The 16,317-nt window shown below is 64.8% G+C and carries 15 protein-coding genes; 13 read left to right on the top strand and 2 right to left on the bottom strand.

Annotated features, from left to right (window positions below; genetic code table 11):
- Positions 1 to 17: 17 nt before the first annotated feature.
- Positions 18 to 938, top strand: coding sequence for a LysR family transcriptional regulator (locus AC1DYR_RS17605; protein ID WP_477706243.1), 921 nt, complete (start codon positions 18 to 20; stop codon positions 936 to 938).
- Between the two features lie 4 nt (positions 939 to 942).
- Here the strand turns inward: AC1DYR_RS17605 and AC1DYR_RS17610 are convergent, their stop codons facing one another.
- Positions 943 to 1,764, bottom strand: coding sequence for an IclR family transcriptional regulator (locus AC1DYR_RS17610; RefSeq protein ID WP_477706244.1), 822 nt, complete (start codon positions 1,762 to 1,764; stop codon positions 943 to 945).
- A gap of 209 nt (positions 1,765 to 1,973) precedes the next feature.
- On the opposite strand from AC1DYR_RS17610, the gene AC1DYR_RS17615 reads away from it, so the two are divergent.
- The 7 genes from AC1DYR_RS17615 (at position 1,974) to AC1DYR_RS17645 (ending at position 8,732) form a co-directional block, all read left to right on the top strand.
- Positions 1,974 to 3,044 carry an ABC transporter ATP-binding protein gene (locus tag AC1DYR_RS17615; protein ID WP_477706245.1) on the top strand — a complete coding sequence of 357 codons (1,071 nt, stop codon included), beginning with the start codon at positions 1,974 to 1,976 and terminating at the stop codon, positions 3,042 to 3,044.
- Entirely contained in the window at positions 3,041 to 3,931 is an 891-nt protein-coding gene (locus tag AC1DYR_RS17620) for an ABC transporter permease (protein ID WP_477706246.1), read from the top strand. Before AC1DYR_RS17615 ends, AC1DYR_RS17620 begins: the two co-directional genes overlap by 4 nt.
- A gap of 12 nt (positions 3,932 to 3,943) precedes the next feature.
- Positions 3,944 to 4,738, top strand: coding sequence for an ABC transporter permease (locus AC1DYR_RS17625; RefSeq protein WP_477706247.1), 795 nt, complete (start codon positions 3,944 to 3,946; stop codon positions 4,736 to 4,738).
- Complete coding sequence (locus AC1DYR_RS17630; RefSeq protein WP_477706248.1) at positions 4,735 to 5,067, top strand: (2Fe-2S)-binding protein; 333 nt, start codon at positions 4,735 to 4,737, stop codon at positions 5,065 to 5,067. The genes AC1DYR_RS17625 and AC1DYR_RS17630 overlap by 4 nt, the downstream gene beginning before the upstream one ends.
- Positions 5,064 to 6,446, top strand: coding sequence for an FAD/NAD(P)-dependent oxidoreductase (locus AC1DYR_RS17635; RefSeq protein WP_477706249.1), 1,383 nt, complete (start codon positions 5,064 to 5,066; stop codon positions 6,444 to 6,446). Before AC1DYR_RS17630 ends, AC1DYR_RS17635 begins: the two co-directional genes overlap by 4 nt.
- A complete protein-coding gene (locus AC1DYR_RS17640) occupies positions 6,446 to 7,600 on the top strand; it encodes an NAD(P)/FAD-dependent oxidoreductase (RefSeq protein ID WP_477706250.1) in 1,155 nt (384 codons plus the stop codon). Before AC1DYR_RS17635 ends, AC1DYR_RS17640 begins: the two co-directional genes overlap by 1 nt.
- A gap of 64 nt (positions 7,601 to 7,664) precedes the next feature.
- Entirely contained in the window at positions 7,665 to 8,732 is a 1,068-nt protein-coding gene (locus AC1DYR_RS17645) for an ABC transporter substrate-binding protein (protein ID WP_477706251.1), read from the top strand.
- A gap of 136 nt (positions 8,733 to 8,868) precedes the next feature.
- Here AC1DYR_RS17645 and AC1DYR_RS17650 read toward each other — a convergent pair whose 3' ends face one another.
- Positions 8,869 to 11,118, bottom strand: a complete 2,250-nt coding sequence (locus tag AC1DYR_RS17650; protein WP_477706252.1) for a heavy metal translocating P-type ATPase — start codon at positions 11,116 to 11,118, stop codon at positions 8,869 to 8,871.
- A gap of 92 nt (positions 11,119 to 11,210) precedes the next feature.
- Here AC1DYR_RS17650 and cadR point away from each other — a divergent pair, with 92 nt between their 5' ends.
- The 5 genes from cadR to AC1DYR_RS17675 all read left to right on the top strand — a co-directional run bounded on the left by cadR (position 11,211) and on the right by AC1DYR_RS17675 (position 16,297).
- Positions 11,211 to 11,747: a Cd(II)/Pb(II)-responsive transcriptional regulator gene (cadR, locus tag AC1DYR_RS17655; RefSeq protein ID WP_477706253.1), complete on the top strand. Its 537-nt coding sequence runs from the start codon at positions 11,211 to 11,213 to the stop codon at positions 11,745 to 11,747.
- 73 nt (positions 11,748 to 11,820) lie between these two features.
- Complete coding sequence (locus tag AC1DYR_RS17660) at positions 11,821 to 12,549, top strand: TetR/AcrR family transcriptional regulator (protein WP_477706254.1); 729 nt, start codon at positions 11,821 to 11,823, stop codon at positions 12,547 to 12,549.
- Positions 12,546 to 13,430, top strand: coding sequence for an SDR family oxidoreductase (locus AC1DYR_RS17665; protein ID WP_477706255.1), 885 nt, complete (start codon positions 12,546 to 12,548; stop codon positions 13,428 to 13,430). Before AC1DYR_RS17660 ends, AC1DYR_RS17665 begins: the two co-directional genes overlap by 4 nt.
- Positions 13,427 to 15,085, top strand: a complete 1,659-nt coding sequence (locus AC1DYR_RS17670; RefSeq protein ID WP_477706256.1) for an acyl-CoA carboxylase subunit beta — start codon at positions 13,427 to 13,429, stop codon at positions 15,083 to 15,085. The genes AC1DYR_RS17665 and AC1DYR_RS17670 overlap by 4 nt, the downstream gene beginning before the upstream one ends.
- A 33-nt stretch (positions 15,086 to 15,118) precedes the next feature.
- Positions 15,119 to 16,297 (top strand): acyl-CoA dehydrogenase family protein, encoded by a 1,179-nt coding sequence (locus AC1DYR_RS17675; protein ID WP_477706257.1) that lies wholly within the window; start codon positions 15,119 to 15,121, stop codon positions 16,295 to 16,297.
- The last annotated feature ends 20 nt before the right edge of the window (positions 16,298 to 16,317 follow it).

Here is a 16,317-nt window from a genome sequence, read left to right on the forward strand (position 1 = left end):
TGTATTTCAATGGAGGCATGAGATATATTCATGCGATGCGCCGAAAAATCCCTTCCACCCAGGCCCTGCTGGCCTTTGAGGCGGCCGCCCACCGCGGCAGTTTTACGCTGGCGGCGCAAGACCTGTCGGTAAGCCAGAGCGCGGTCAGCCACCAGATCCTGGGGCTGGAGCAGGACCTGGATGTGAGCCTTTTCCTGCGCCTTCCACGGCAGCTCGAACTGACCGACGCCGGCCGTTCGCTGCTGGCGCGGGTCAGCCCGGCGCTGGATTCGCTGGAGGCCGCCATGCTGGATCTGGTGTCGTCCAAAGGCGAGGGCGGTACGCTGGAGCTGGGCGTGGTGCCCACCTTTGCCACGAAGTGGCTGATTCCGCGCATGCCGTCTTTTTTGAAAGCGCACCCGCATGTGACGCTGAACCTGGCCACGCGCCTGCAGCCTTTTGATTTTTCACTGACGGGGCTGGACGCGGCCATCCACTACGGCCGGCCCGACTGGCCAGGCACCGAGTCCGAATACCTGATGGGTGAAGACAGTGTGGTGGTGTGCAGCCCGCTGCTCATGGAAAAGCGCCAGCTGCGCCGCCCGGCTGATGTCCTGAAGTTCACGCTCATCCACCAGAGCACGCGCCCGCATGCCTGGCGCGACTGGTTTCAGCTGGCTGGCATTGACGATGCGCAGGGCGCAGGCACGGGCCCCAAATACGAGCTCTTTTCCATGATCGCGCAGGCCGTGAAGGCCGGGCTAGGGCTCGCGGTGCTGCCGCGCTTTCTGGTGGCCGACGACATCGCCGACGGCACGCTGGCTGTGCCCTTTGATCTTTCGCTGAGCTCTGACTTTGCCTACTACCTGGTCTGGCCTTCGCAGAAAACCAGCTGGCGTCCGCTGGTGCAATTGCGTAGCTGGTTACGCGAGCAGGCTTCAGAGACCACCCAACCCTGACACGTCACGTGTTATCGGCAGGCGCCAGGCTCTGCGCCGGCCGCCTCAGCGTACTGTCAAATGGGTTGATCTGCGCGCTGATGGCGGTGGCTTCACGCTTGAGCAACTCCACCACCGTGGGCAGGCGGTCGGGGCTCAGGCGTGAAGAGATCGTACCCACGCTGAGCGCCGCGACGGCGCGGCCTTCACGGTCCAGCACCGGCACGCCGACACCGGCCATGCCGTCGAGCAGGTTGGTATTGCGGCCGGCGTAGCCGAGCTCGCGCACGCGTTCGATCTCCGTGCGCAGGTACACCTCGTCGTACACACCGAACTCGCGCACGCGCGGCAGGTTGTAGCGGATCACTTCTTCGCGCTCCGTCTCGGGCAAGAAGGCCAGGATGGCCAGTCCGCCCTGGCCCATGCCCAGCGCCACACGCCCGCCGATGTCGCCGGTGAAAGAGCGGATGGGAAACGGGCCTTCGCTGCGGTCCAGGCAGACGGCGTCAAAGCCGCTGCGCACCAGCAAAAAGATGGTGTCGCCCAGGCTGGCACACAGCCGCAGCATCGACGGCCGGCACAGGCTGCGCAAGTCCATGGTGTTGCCCGCCTGCGCGGCCAGTGCAAAAAAATCAATGCTCAGCCGATACAGCTTGGAGCCGGTTTCCTGCTCCACCACACGCTCGGCCACCAGGCTTTGCAGGATGCGGTGGGTGGTGGCCTGTGTGAGGCCCGTGGCCTTGGCGATGTGTGTGATGCGCCCGCCCCTGGCCTGCGTGGCGGCCAGCGCCCGGATGATGGAAAAGGCGCGCTGCACGCTGCTGGAGCTATTGTCATCGTCTTTCATGGCGTCTCCCTTGACGGAATTAGTGTTGCCATAAGTGTATATAAATTCCATTCAACGGAATAAATCAAATAAAGATATCTCTATACGGAATAACCTATTGACGATTTTTTAGGGGATGCCCTAGCATGAAGTCATCAGGGTGTCATCGTTTTGCACATCGTTTTGTCTGTGCGGCGCTGGTCATTCCCCTTGTTGCAGAGGTGCTCCCCATGTCCTTTTTGACCCTGGCGAATGTGAACAAGTCCTACGGCGCCACCCGCGCCGTGGCCGACATGAACCTGTCGGTGGGAAAAGGCGAATTCGTCTCGCTGCTCGGCCCCTCGGGCTGCGGCAAGACCACCACCTTGCAAATGATTGCGGGCTTTTGCGAGGTGACTTCGGGCCAGGTCACGCTGGACGGCCGCGACATCACCCACGCCAAACCCAATTCGCGCGGCCTGGGCATCGTGTTCCAGAGCTATGCGCTCTTCCCCCACATGAGCGTGTACGACAACGTGAGCTTCGGCCTGGAGATGCGGCGCGTACCCAAGGAAGAGCGTGCCGAGCGCGTGAAGGCTGCGCTGGCGCTGGTGCACCTGGAGGCGCACGCCACACGCTACCCGCGCGAGCTGTCGGGCGGCCAGCGCCAGCGTGTGGCCCTGGCCCGCGCCCTGGTCATCTCGCCGCCGGTGCTGCTGCTGGACGAACCGCTGTCCAACCTCGACGCCAAGCTGCGCGAAGAGATGCAGTTCGAGTTGCGGCAGATCCAGCGCAAGGTCGGCACCACCACGGTCATGGTCACGCACGACCAGACCGAGGCGATGTCCATCAGCGACCGCGTGGTGGTGATGGAAGCCGGCCGCGTGACGCAGATCGACGAGCCGCACCGGCTGTACGAACATCCGCAGACCCGATTCATCTCCAGCTTCGTCGGCAAAGCCAATTTGCTGGAAGGCCGCGTGATGGCCACCGGCCCCTGGGTCACGGTGAATGTGGGCGGCAACGTGCCGCTGGAGGTCGAGGCGCCCGGCGTGCAAGAAGGCGACGCCGTGGTGCTGAGCCTGCGCCCCGAAAAAATCCGCCTGGTGCCTGAAGCCCAGGGTCGCATTGGCGGCACGGTGCACGAGCGTTTCTTCCTCGGCAGCCAGTGGCTCTACCAGGTGTCGACGGCCGCCGGCAAGCTCGCGGTGGTCTGCCCCAATGACGGCACGGCGCCCGCCGAAGAAGGTTCCAACGTCGGCCTGGACTGGACCGCCCAGCAGGTGCGCCTGCTGCCCGGCGCGCAAGGGGTGCCGGCATGAACAGCACGGCCATGGCCGCACCGATGGAACCCCCCCGGGCCAGCGCATCGCGCACGCCGTGGCTGCTGTCGGCGCCGGCCTTCACGCTGTTTGCCTGCCTGTTGCTGGTGCCGCTGGCGCTCACGGCGGTGTTGTCCTTTCAGGTGTTTGACCATGCCACCGGCGTGAAGAACAGCTTCACCCTGGCGCATTACGCCGCCGTGCTGACAGACGACTACTACCACGGCATCTTCTGGCGCACGCTGTGGATCTCGGCGCTCACCACGCTGATCTGCATCGTCGTCGGCGCGCCCGAGGCCTATGTGCTCAGCCGCATGCGCGCGCCGTGGCGTTCCATTTTGTTGCTGGTGGTGCTGGCGCCGCTGCTGGTGTCTGTGGTGGTGCGCGCTTTCGGCTGGAGCATGCTGCTCGGCCCCGAAGGCGTGGTCAACCAGGCCATGCGTGCTGTGGGTTTGCCATCCATGCGCATCCTCTATACCGAAGCGGCCGTGGTCATCGCGCTGGTGCACGTCATGCTGCCCTTCATGGTGATCCCGGTGTGGACCTCGCTGCAAAAGCTGGACCCGGGTGTGGAAGACGCGGCGCTCTCGCTGCAGGCCTCGCACTTCACCACCTTGCGCCGCATCATCTTTCCGCAGGTGCTGCCAGGCATCCTGTCAGGCAGCCTGATCGTGTTTGGCCTCTCCGCCAGCGCCTTTGCGATTCCGGGCCTGCTGGGCGGGCGCCGCCTGAAGATGGTGGCCACCGTGGTGTACGACGAATACCTGCATGAGCTCAACTGGCCGCTGGGCGCTGCGATTGCGCTCACGCTGCTGCTGGCCAACCTGGCCATCATGCTGAGCTACAACCGCGTGCTTGAGCGTTCTTATAAAAAGTCTTTGGGATAAGGAGCGCTCACCATGTCCAAAAACGGTCCTCTCGCGCTCCTCTTCAACGCGCTCGTCATCACCTTCATGCTGGCGCCGCTGGTCATCGTGTGTGTCGTGGCCTTTACGCCCGGCAACACGTTGTCTATTCCGACCACGGAGTTTTCACTGCGCTGGTTTCGCGCGGTGTTTGCGCATTCCGACTTCGTGCAGTCCTTCAAGAACAGCCTCTGGCTGGCGTCTATCTCAGCCACGCTGGCCACTTTGCTGGCGGTGCCTGCCGGGCTGGCGATTGCACGCCACAGCTTTCCGGGCCGTGATTTCCTCAATGGCCTCTTCCTCTCGCCGCTCATCATTCCGCACCTGGTGCTGGGCGTGGCCTTGCTGCGCACCTTCTCGTTGATCGGCGCGACGGGCAGCTTCTTCTGGCTGGCGCTGGCGCACGTGGTCATCATCACGCCCTACGTGCTGCGGCTGGTGCTGGCTTCGGTAGAGGGCAGCGACCGCAGTGCCGAGCAGGCGGCGCTCTCGCTAGGGGCGAGCCAGGCGACGGTGTTTGTTCGCGTCACGCTGCCGATGATTTTGCCCGGCGTCACCGGCGGCTGGCTGCTCGCTTTCATCAACAGCTTTGATGAGGTCACCATGTCGATCTTTGTCACCGCGCCTTCCACCGTGACCTTGCCGGTGCGGATGTACATGTATGCGACCGAGTCGATAGACCCCTTGATGGCGGCCGTCTCGGCCCTGATGGTGGCGCTCACGGCTGTGGCCATGCTGGTACTGGACCGCATCTACGGTCTTGACAAGATTCTGGTCGGACACAAATGAAATCAACCATTGAAATAGCCGGGGTGAGCCTCAAGCCTGCAGCCCTGCTTCACCGCCTGGCCGAAGGCAACCGCAAACCGGTGAACTTTGTGCTCAATGGGCAAGCCCTGAAGGCCCTGGCCGGCGACACCGTGCTGACGGCGGTGCTGACGCACAGCGCGCAGTTGCGCTTCAGCGAATTCAGCGGCGAGCCGCGCGCCGGCTTTTGCATGATGGGCGCCTGCCAGGACTGCTGGGTCGCGACTGAATCGGGCCGGCGCCTGCGTGCCTGCAGCACCTTCATCGAAGAAGGTATGCGGTTGGTGACTGGCGCAGAGGGACCGGTATGAGTACGCAGGCGGTGATTGTGGGTGCCGGCCCGGCCGGCGTACGCGCTGCCGAGGCGCTGGTGGCGCACGGCCTGCGCCCTGTCGTGGTGGACGAAGCGCCGCGCTGGGGCGGGCAGATCTACCGCCAGCCGCCCGCGGGCTTCACGCGGCCCAAAGAGGCGCTCTATGGTTTTGAAGCCGGGCGCGCCGACGCGGTGCATAACGCCATGGCCGGCATCCTGGACAAGGTCGATTACCGCCCCGACACCCTGGTCTGGAGCGCTGAAGGCGGAAAGCTGGATTTGCTGCACCACGGGGCCATGAGCACGCTGCCATACAGCCACCTCATCGTCGCCACCGGCGCGGCGGACCGTGTCCTGCCTTTTCCCGGCTGGACTTTGCCCGGCATCTACACGCTGGGCGCCGCGCAGGTCGCCCTGAAATTCCAGGGCTGCGCGATCGGTTCGCGCGTGGTGTTTGCCGGCACCGGGCCGCTGCTGTATTTGATTGCTTACCAGTACGCCAGGGCCGGCGCCAAAGTTGCGGCGGTGCTTGATACAGCCAGTTTTGCAGGCAAGGCCGCCGCCGTGCCCGCCATGCTGCGCCAGCCGGCGCTGTTGGCCAAGGGCCTTTATTACCTGGGCTGGTTGCGCATGCATGGCGTCGCGGTGCACCAGGGCGTGGAACTGGCAGGCGCCACAGGCGATGAACGCGTGCAGGCGATGCACTGGCGCAAGGGCGGCCGCGCGCAAGAGATCGCCTGCGACGGCGTGGGCTTTGGCTACGCGCTGCGGCCCGAGACGCAATTGGCCGATTTGCTGGGCTGCCGTTTTCGCTATGACAGCCTGCAGCGCGGCGCATTGCCCGAGCGCGACGCCATGGGCCGCTCCAGCGTGGCAGGTGTTTACCTGGCTGGCGATGGTGCCGGCATCATGGGCGCTGATGCCGCGGAATGGGCTGGCGAGCGTGCCGCGCTGGCGCTGCTCGCGGACACCGGGCACAGGATAGACGTTGCGCGCGCGGCCTCGCTCGAAAACCAGCTTTCGCGTACGGCGGCCTTTCGCCGGGGGCTGGAGCGCGCCTTTCCGTTTCCCGCTGGTTGGGCTGCAGCCGCCCCTGATGAACTGGTGGTCTGCCGCTGTGAAGAAATCACCGCGGGCGAGTTGCGCCAGTGCGTGGCCGACACCGGCGCGCGCGAGATGAACCGCCTCAAGGCGCTGACGCGGGTGGGCATGGGGCGCTGCCAGGGGCGTACCTGCGGCGTGGCGGCGGCGGAAATCCTTGCACAGGCCTGCGCTGTATCGCCTGATGCCGTAGGCCGGCTGCGCGGGCAGTCACCCATCAAGCCCCTGCCATTTTCGGCCGTGGCCGCCCAGGCAATGAAGCAGGAGGGCGTGTAGTGGAACGCGTCACGGCCGACGTTGCGATTGTGGGCGGCGGCATCATGGGCTCGTCGGCGGCGCTGTTCCTGCGCCGCATGGGTTTGTCGGTCGTGCTGCTCGAGCGTGACCTGTGCGGTTCGCGCTCCAGCGGCGTCAACTACGGCGGCGTGCGTCGCCAGGGCCGGCCGATCAGCCAGCTGCCGCTGTCGCAGCGCGCGCAGGGCTTGTGGGCGCAATTGCCCGAACTGATCGGCATCGACGGCGAATACCTCCCTTCGGGGCACCTCAAGATCGCGCGCAGCGAAGCCGACATGGTCTCGCTCGAAAGCTACCGCGAGCGCACGTTGGGCTTCGGCATGGATTTGCAAATGCTCTCCATGCGAGCCTTGCGCGACCGCAGCCCGTGGCTGGGAAAAGCTGCCATAGGCGCATCGCTGTGCCCCGGTGACGGACAGGCCAACCCGCGCCTCGTGTCGCCGGCCTTTGCACTGGCCGCGCGCAAGCTCGGCGCCGACGTGCGCGAACAGACCCGCGTGGATGAAGTAGCGCGCGACGGAGCGGTGTTTGTGCTGCGTTCGGGCGATGCGCTGGAGGTTCGCGCCAAGCACCTGCTCAATTGCGCGGGCGCCTGGGCAGGCGCCCTCGCGGCGCAGTTCGGTGAGCCGGTGCCCATGGAGGCCGGTCATCCCGAGATGGTGGTGACCGAGCCTCTACCCGCATTCATGAACCTCAGCCTCGGCGTGGAGGGCGGCGGCGTCTATGCCCGCCAGGTGGCGCGCGGCAACTGCGTCATCGGCGGCGGCCGGGGTTATGCGCTGGACGACCAGCGTGCCCGCGCACAGCGCAGCGGCCTGGCCGGCCTGATGCAGCAAACCGTCGAGCTGCTGCCGGCGCTGAAACACGCGCACATCATCCGCACCTGGAGCGGCACCGAAGGCTACCTGCCCGACCGCCAGCCGGTGATAGGGCCGAGCGCCACCACACCGGGCCTGATTCATGCATTCGGATTCGCCGGGGGCGGCTTCCAGCTGGGGCCGGGCGTGGGTGCGGTGCTTGCCGACCTGGTGCAAAGCGGCGAGAGTGCCACCCCTATCGATGCCTTTTCGATTGAACGCTTTTCCGCAAACCCGCGTGCGACAACCGCCGGGCCCGTTTCTTCCTCCGTTGTCTAGTCCTCTTTCACAGTCCTCCTCGATTTCACTGCCTTCACTTCACCAACGCCACCAGGAGCTTTCCATGAACATCTCCCTACGATTCCTGACCGCCCGCGCTACAGCGGTGTCGCTTGCTGTTGCAGCCGCCGGCCTGGCCGGCGGAAACGCCATGGCCCAGACCAAGACGCTGTACATCGGCATGAACGGCGGCACCATGGAAAAAACCTACACCGAGAACGTCTTCGGCGCGTTCGAGAAGGCCAACAACGTCAAGGTCGTGGTCGTGCCCGGCACCTCGTCAGATATCCTGGCCAAGGCGCAGGCCAACAAGGACAACCCGCAGATGCACGTGATGTTCCTGGATGACGGCATCATGTACCGCGCTATCGGCATGGGCCTGTGCGAGAAGATGCAGGCCACCCCTGCGCTGAATGACCTGTTTCCCACGGCGCGCTTCAAGGGCGACATGGCCGCCGGCGTCAACATCGGCATGACCGGCATTGCCTACAACAAGAAGATGTTCGCCGAAAAAGGCTGGACACCGCCCACCTCGTGGATGGACATGGCCAACCCGAAGTACAAGGGCAAGGTGGTGTTCCAGTCGCTGTCGTCGTCGACCTTCGGCCTGCACGGCTTCCTGCTGTTCAACCGTATCCAGGGCGGCAATGACAAGAACGTGGAGCCCGGCTTCAAGGCCTGGCCCACCACCATAGGCCCCAACGTGCTCGAGTACATCCCCAGCTCGGCCAAGCTCGCTGAAATGGTGCAGACCGGCGAGGCCGCGATGTTCCCGCTCACGCCCACCGCCGTCGGCGTGCTCAAGGAAAAAGGCCTGCCCGTGGAATACGTGCAGCCCAAGGAAGGCTCGGCTGTGCTGACGGTCGGTGAATGCGTGATCGCGAAGAACAGCGAACCCGCGCTGGCCCACAAGCTGGCCCAGTACCTGCTGTCGCCTGAGGCGCAGGCCGCGGCGCTGGAGTTTGGCGACCAGATTCCGTCCAACCCCAAAACCAAGGCCAGCGGCAAGGCCGCGGCGCTGGTAAGCCAGATGAATGTCTATATGAAAACGGCGACCACGGTGGACTGGGATGCCATCAACGAGAACCGCCCGGCCTGGAATGCGCGCTGGAACAAGACGGTCGAGCGCTGATCATCCATTGCCTGCGCCTTTCGCAGGCGCGTGCTAAAACCCGAAGCGGGCTTTCCGGGCCACTTCGGGTTTTTATGCTTTTTGGGCCACCAGCCCAGTAAAAACGAGCGCAAGCGGCTATCAAATTTATAGCATCCTAATTGCGCCGACCGCGCAGCAAACGCAAGCCATTGCCCACCACCAGCAGGCTGGCGCCCATGTCGGCAAACACCGCCATCCACATCGTCGCCGTGCCGAAAACGGCCAGGAGCAGGAAGATGCCTTTGATGCCCAGCGCCACGCTGATGTTCTGCCACAGGATGGCGTGCGTGCGTTTTGACATCCGCACCGTTTCGGCCACCCTCTCCAGGTTGTCGTTCATGATCACCACGTCGGCCGCTTCCATGGCCGTGTCGGCGCCGGCGCCGCCCATGGCGAAGCCGATGTCGGCCTGCGCCAGCGCGGGCGCGTCGTTGATGCCGTCGCCTGTCATGCCGGTGGCGCCGTAGTGCCGCTGCATTTCCCTGATGGCTTCGAGCTTGGCCTCGGGTAGCAGGTCGCCGCGCGCGTCGCTGATGCCGGCCTGCGAAGCGATGGCTTGCGCGGTGGCAGCGTTGTCACCGGTCAGCATCACGGGCGTGACGCCCAGGGCCTGCAGGTCGGCAATCGCCCGCCGGGACGTTGGCTTGATGGTGTCTGCCACTGCGAACAGGGCTAGCACGCGCGTGCCGTCGGCCAGCAGCGTTACGGTGCGGCCTTGCTGTTCATGTTGGGCCAGTTCGGTTTCCAGTTCCACACCGCACAGGCCCAACTCATGGATGAGGCGGTGATTGCCCAACACGAGGCGCTGGCCCTGGGCCGTTCCCTCAACGCCCCGGCCCGGCAGGGCCTTGAAGGCTTGCACCTCGGCGGCGTCGGTATTCAGGCCCGCCGCAATCGCTTTGGACACCGGATGATCAGATCGTGAGGCCATGCCGGCAGCCAGCTGTGCGGCCATCGCTGCGTCTGCATTGCCCCAGGTACGCCAATCCACCAACCGGGGCTTGCCCTCCGTGATGGTGCCGGTCTTGTCGAGCGCGATGGCCTTGAGCAGGCGCGCCTGCTCGAGGTAGGTGCCGCCCTTGATCAGGATGCCCCGGCGCGCGGCGGCCGAGAGCCCGCTCACCACCGTGACGGGCGTGGAGATCACCAGCGCGCAGGGGCAGGCGATGACCAGCAGCACCAGCGCCTTGTACGCCGACTCTTGCCAGCTCAAACCCGCCAGCAGCGGCATCAGCACGGCGACGGCAACGGCGATGGCGAACACGGCCGGCGTGTAGACGGCGGCAAAGCGGTCGACAAAACGTTGCGTGGGCGCGCGGCTGCCCTGGGCCTGCTCGACGGCGTGGATGGTGCGTGCCAGCGTGGTGTTGCCGGCCGCCGCCGTGACGCGGATCTCGATCTCACCTGTTTCGTTGATGGTGCCCGCAAAGACGCTGTCGCCGGGTTCCTTGTCGACCGGAATGCTTTCGCCGGTGATGGGCGCCTGGTTGACCGCGCTGCTGCCCTGGGTCACAAGTCCATCCAGTGGTACGCGCTCGCCGGGGCGTATGCGCACCAGCGCCTGCAGCGGGACGGCGGCCACAGGCGTTGTTGTCCATGCGCCGTCCGCGCTTCGCATCAGCGCTTCTTCTGGCGCCATGTCCAGCAGGCCCTTGATGGCATTGCGCGCGCGGTCCACGGCGCGGGCCTCGATCAGCTCGGCAATCGCATAGAGCGCCATCACCATCGCGGCTTCCGGCCACTGGCCGATCAGGAAAGCGCCGGTGACGGCGACCGACATCAGCGCGTTGATGTTGAGCTTGCCGCGCAGCAGGGCGGCCATGCCCTTTTTATAAGTGTCCAGGCCGGCCAGGCCAATGGCCAGCGCCGCCACCGCCATGCCGGCGATTTTCCAGGCCAGCAGCTCGGGTGCAAAAAACGACACGGCCTCGGCGCCCACGGCCAGCACCAGCGCCGCGGCCATGCGGGTGACACCGCTGCCAAAACTGCCATCATGGCTGTGGTCGTGCGCATGCCCCTCATGGTCATGGCTGCCGGCTTGCGTGTTCGCACCCGTTTGGGCAGGCTGCGGGTCAAACCCGGCCTTGCGGATCGCGTCCAGGGCAGTCGCACAGGCTTCTTCGCTGGCGTCTATTCGCAGCGTGCGTGCACCCAGCTGGAAACCCAGCGACCGGATACCGGCGATCGGCTCCAGCGCGCGGCGGATGTCAGACTCTTCGGCGCTGCAATCCATGGTGGCGATGCGGAAAATACGCCCCGCGGCACCGGCGCCATTGGATACGGGTGCGTGTGTGGCGTGGGCGCCGCCGCAGCAGTCGGCGGTAGGGGCATCGAGGCCGGAAACAAGGGTTTTTTCAGATTTCATGGCCTAATTGGAAACCCTGTAGCGGCCTTAGAGTCAAGCTGGCTGCTGAAGTGACCCTACAGCGATGTGGGGACGATGTTCAAGGAGTCGCCATGAAAATCGGAGAACTGGCCAAAACCGCGCAGACCCAGACGGAAACCATCCGTTACTACGAACGTGAGGGGCTGTTGCCCGAAGCGGCGCGCACCGACGCCAATTACCGTATCTATGACGAAAGCCATGTGCAGCGCCTGGCCTTCATACGCCACTGCCGGTCGCTGGACATGACGCTGGCGGAAATTCGCGCATTGCTGAACTTCAAGGATGCGCCGGCCGGCAGCTGCGACGACGTCAACAGCCTGCTGGACGAGCACATCAGCCACGTCGCCACGCGCATCCGCGAACTCAAGGTGCTGGAAAAAGACCTCAAGGTTCTGCGTGAGCAGTGTGTCAGCGGTCAGGCCGCGGGCGACTGCGGCATCCTCAGCGGCCTGGAAAAAGCTGCGCTGCGGCAAAGCCAGAACCGCGCTCCCGCCGGGCGCGGCCATGCAGCGCATATCCACGGCGCGCACCCGCAGGTCGGTGTGCCCGGCAAAGAAGAGGGCCGCCAAAAGCCCGCTGCCGGCAAGGCAGCAGCCGCGCGCAAGTGACCAAACGCGGGCTGTTTATTTTTACAAAGCACTTGCTTGCTAAAAATACAGGGTTTTGCTAAGGTCCGTCCTTATGGACAAACCTGCCGCGCGTTCGCGACCTGCCGCACGCGCTCATACCCCTTCGAAAACCGCAACCGACATTGCGGAAAAGCGTCCGCGCGGCCGGCCGCGCAAAACCCWGGACGAGCGCGACGACGGCAATCGCCGCGTCGAGCTCGTCAATGCCGCCGCCCGGCTGTTTCGCCAAAAAGGTTTTGACGCCACCAGCACGCGCGACATCGCAGCGGCCGTCGGCATGCACAGCGGTTCGCCCTTCTACCACTTCAAAAGCAAGGCGGCACTCCTCAATGCCGTGATTGAAGAGGGCATGCGTTCCGCCTTGCAGCGTCAGGCCGCGGCTTTGAAGGCGGCAGGGCTTTCCACCGCTGAGGCGCCAGCGCTGCTGCGTGTACTGATCCGCAACCACTTTGACGTGCTGCTGGGCCCCGGCAGCGACTTCATCCCTGTGATGCTTTACGAGTCGCGTTCCATCACAGCCCGGCAGCGCAACCTGCTGGCCAGACTGCAAAGCGACTACGAAGCTGTCTGGGAGCCTGTGCTGAAGGCGCTGGCCGCGGCAGGGCAACTCAAGGGACCGGTGAAGCTTTCGCGCCTTTTGATCTTTGGGGCACTCAACTGGTCGGTGCAGTGGTTTGACGCCAAGAAAGATGCGTCACTGGACGATCTGGCGGATGCGGCCATGGCGCTGTTCATTGGAGAAAAGACTCCGAAATCCCCGGCAAGAAAGGTCCGCGCATGAGTTACCAATCCGTCTTTCAGCCCGGCCTCTTTGCCGGTCAGGTCATCGTTGTCACAGGCGGTGGCTCCGGCATTGGCCGCTGCATCGCGCATGAACTCGCCGCGCTGGGCGCGCACGTGGTGCTGATAGGCAGGAATATCGAGAAACTGCACAGCGTGGCCGGCGAAATCGTGGCGCAAGGCGGGCGCGTGAGTTTCCACCCCTGCGACATCCGCCAGGAAGAGGCTGTCAAGACCACCATCACCGCCATCGTGGTGGCACAGGGCCGTATCGATGGCCTCGTCAACAACGCGGGCGGCCAGTACATCACGCCGCTGGAGTCCATCAGCGCCAAAGGCTGGGAGGCCGTCATCAACACCAACCTGACGGGCGGATTTTTGATGGCGCGCGAATGCTACCAGCAGGCCATGCAGGAAAAAGGCGGCAGCATTGTCAACATCGTGGCCGACATGTGGGGTTCCATGCCCAGCATGGGCCACAGCGGCGCGGCGCGCGCCGGCATGGTCAGCTTCACCGAAACTGCGGCGGCCGAATGGGCCCATAGCGGCGTGCGGGTGAACGCGGTGGCACCCGGGTACATCGCCTCCAGCGGCATGGACCACTACCCGCCGGAGGCCGGCCCCATGCTGCGCGAGATGCGCCACACCGTGCCACTGGGCCGCTTCGGCACCGAAAGCGAAACCTCGGCGGCCGTCGTCTTCCTGCTCAGCAAGGCCGCCAGCTTCATCAGCGGCAGCACCTTGCGCGTCGACGGCGCCAGGCCCCAGATGCGCATGGGCTGGCCCATGCAGCGGCCCGATGCCGAAGCGCTGCAGCGTGAGGCGACCAAGCCGTTCGACGGCTTTCACCTGGCAGAAACCCCCAAGGTCTTCCAGTCATGACGCTGTTCCATTCCGCGTGGAATGCGCAATCGCCCCAAGCCATGCAGCGGCGTGAGGCGATGCTGTCACGCATCGCCGCATTGCGCGCGCTGGAAGAGCGCAGCGCCGCCGCCTCCGCCAAATCACGGCCCGCCTTTGAAAAGCGCGGCCAGTTGCTGCCGCGTGAGCGTGTGGCTTTGCTGCTGGATGCGGGGGCGCCCTGGGTGGGCCTGTGTTCCCTCGCGGGTTACCTGCAGGACAACAAGGACGCGGCCCAGTCGGTGCCGGGCGGCGGCGTGGTGGCCGGCATCGGCTTTGTGAGCGGTGTGCGCTGCATGGTGGTCGCCAGTGACTCGGGTATAGAAGCCGGCGCCGTCCAGGCCATGGGGCTGGAAAAGATCCTGCGCGTGCAGGAGATCGCGCTGCAAAACAAGCTGCCCTTTATCCACCTGGTGGAAAGCGCGGGCGCCAACCTCATGCGCTACCGGGTCGAAGGCTTTGTGTACGGCGGCAGCCTCTTTCGCAACCTGGCGCGGCTGTCGGCGGCGGGCATCCCCGTCATCACCGTGCAGCACGGCTCAGGCACGGCGGGCGGTGCTTATATGCCGGGCCTGAGCGATGTGGTCATCATGGTGCGCAAGCGCTCCCGCGCTTTCCTTGCCGGCCCGCCACTGTTGGTGGCCGCTACCGGCGAAGTCGCCACCGAGGAGGAACTGGGCGGCGCCGAAATGCATACCGGCGTGTCGGGCCTGGGTGAGCATCTGGCCGATGACGATCGCCATGCGCTGGGGCTGGCGCGCCAGGTAGTGGCCCGTACTTCATGGTCAAATCGGGCAGCAGGCAAAGCAGGACGGGCGCAAGCAGCTACTAATTCAATAGCAAGTATGGATCTCCCCTGTGAGCCGATTTACCCGCCTGACGAGCTGTTGGGCCTGGTTCCTGGTGACCTGCGCCAGCCCCTGGACATGCACGAGGTCATCGCACGCCTGGTGGACGGCTCAGACTTTCTGCCCTTCAAGGCGCTTTATGGCGCGGCCACGGTGTGCGTGCAGGCATCGATTGACGGCCGTGCCGTCGGCATCATCAGCAACAACGGCCCGATTGACGTGGCCGGCGCCAACAAGGCCACGCACTTCATCCAGCTGATGTGCCAGCTGGGCCACCCTATCGTCTATTTGCAAAACACCACCGGCTATATGGTGGGCAAGGAGAGCGAGCAGGCAGGCATGATCAAGCACGGCTCCAAGATGATCCAGGCCGTCACCAACGCCTCCGTCCCGCAAATCACCATCCAGTGCGGCGCTTCATTTGGCGCGGGCAACTACGGCATGTGCGGCCGCGGCTACGCGCCGCGCTTTCTTTTCACCTGGCCCAGCGCCAAAACGGCGGTGATGGGCGGCGAACAGGCCGCGCGCACCATGCAGATCGTGGGCGAGGCGGCCCTGGCGCGCAAAGGCATCACGCCGGACCCGGCTCAGTCGCAAGCCCAGTACGACAAGATCGTCGCCATGTTTGAGGCGCAGGCCGATGTGTTCTACACCTCGGGCCTGATGCTGGACGACGGTGTCATCGACCCGCGCGACACGCGCGCGGTGCTGGCGCAGTGCCTGGCAATGTGCGCCGAGGCCGATGCGCGGCAGCTCAGGCCCATGCAGTTTGGCGTGGCGCGCATGTAGACCGCCCGCAAAAAAGGAACCGGAGACAACGAAATGCAATACACACACGAACACCTTGAAATCCAGAAAACCCTGAAGCGGTTCATTGACGCCGAGATCAACCCGCACGTCGATGAATGGGAAGCCGCTGAAATCTTTCCCGCGCATGAAGTGTTCAAGAAGCTCGGCAACCTGGGTATGCTGGGCCTGACCAAATCTGAGGAATACGGCGGCGCGGGCCTGGACTACTCCTTCGCCATGGCCATGGCCGAAGCGCTGGGCTACATTGATTGCGGCGGCGTGCCCATGGCCATTGGCGTGCAGACCGACATGTGCACGCCGGCACTGGCGCGCTTCGGCAGCGACGAGCTCAAGCGCGAATTCCTCGCTCCAGCGATTGCCGGCGATGCCGTGGGCTGCGTCGGTGTGAGCGAGCCAGGTGCCGGCAGCGACGTCGCCTCCATCAAAAGCCACGCCCGCAAGGACGGCGGCGACTACATCATCAGCGGCCAGAAGATGTGGATCACCAACAGCCTGCAGGCCGACTGGATGTGCATGCTGGTCAACACCGGCGAGGGCCCTGTGCACAAAAACAAGAGCCTGGTCATGGTGCCCATGCGCGACAAGGGCAAGCTGCGTAAAGGCATTGAAGCGGCCAGGAAGATCAAAAAGATCGGCATGAACTCATCCGACACCGGCCTGATCTACTTTGACGAAGTGCGTGTGCCGCAGCGCTACCTGATCGGCAGCGAAGGCTCGGGCTTTGTGTACCAGATGATGCAGTTCCAGGAAGAGCGCCTGTGGTGTGCGGCCAGTTGCATCCAGTCGCTGTCCAACTGCATTGAATGGACGGTCGAGTGGGCGCACGAGCGCAAGCTTTTCGGCGCCACGCTGGCTGACCAGCAATGGGTGCAGTTCAAGCTCGCCGAGATGAAGACCGAAGTCGAGAGCCTGCGCGCCATGACGTACCGCGCCTGCGAGCTCTATGTGCAGGGCCAGGATGTGACCGAGCTCGCCTCCATGGCCAAGCTCAAGGCCGGGCGGCTCAACCGCCTCGTGCCCGACACCTGCCTGCAGTTCTGGGGCGGCATGGGCTACACCTGGGAGAACAAGGTGGCGCGCATGTTCCGCGACGGCCGGCTCGGCTCCATAGGCGGCGGGGCCGACGAAGTCATGATGGGGATCATCGCCAAGATGATGGGCGTGGCCAAGTCCGGCAAAAAGGGTGGCTGAGTTCATGGCCATGCCTGGCG

Source organism: Polaromonas sp. P1_F9 (assembly GCF_056405615.1).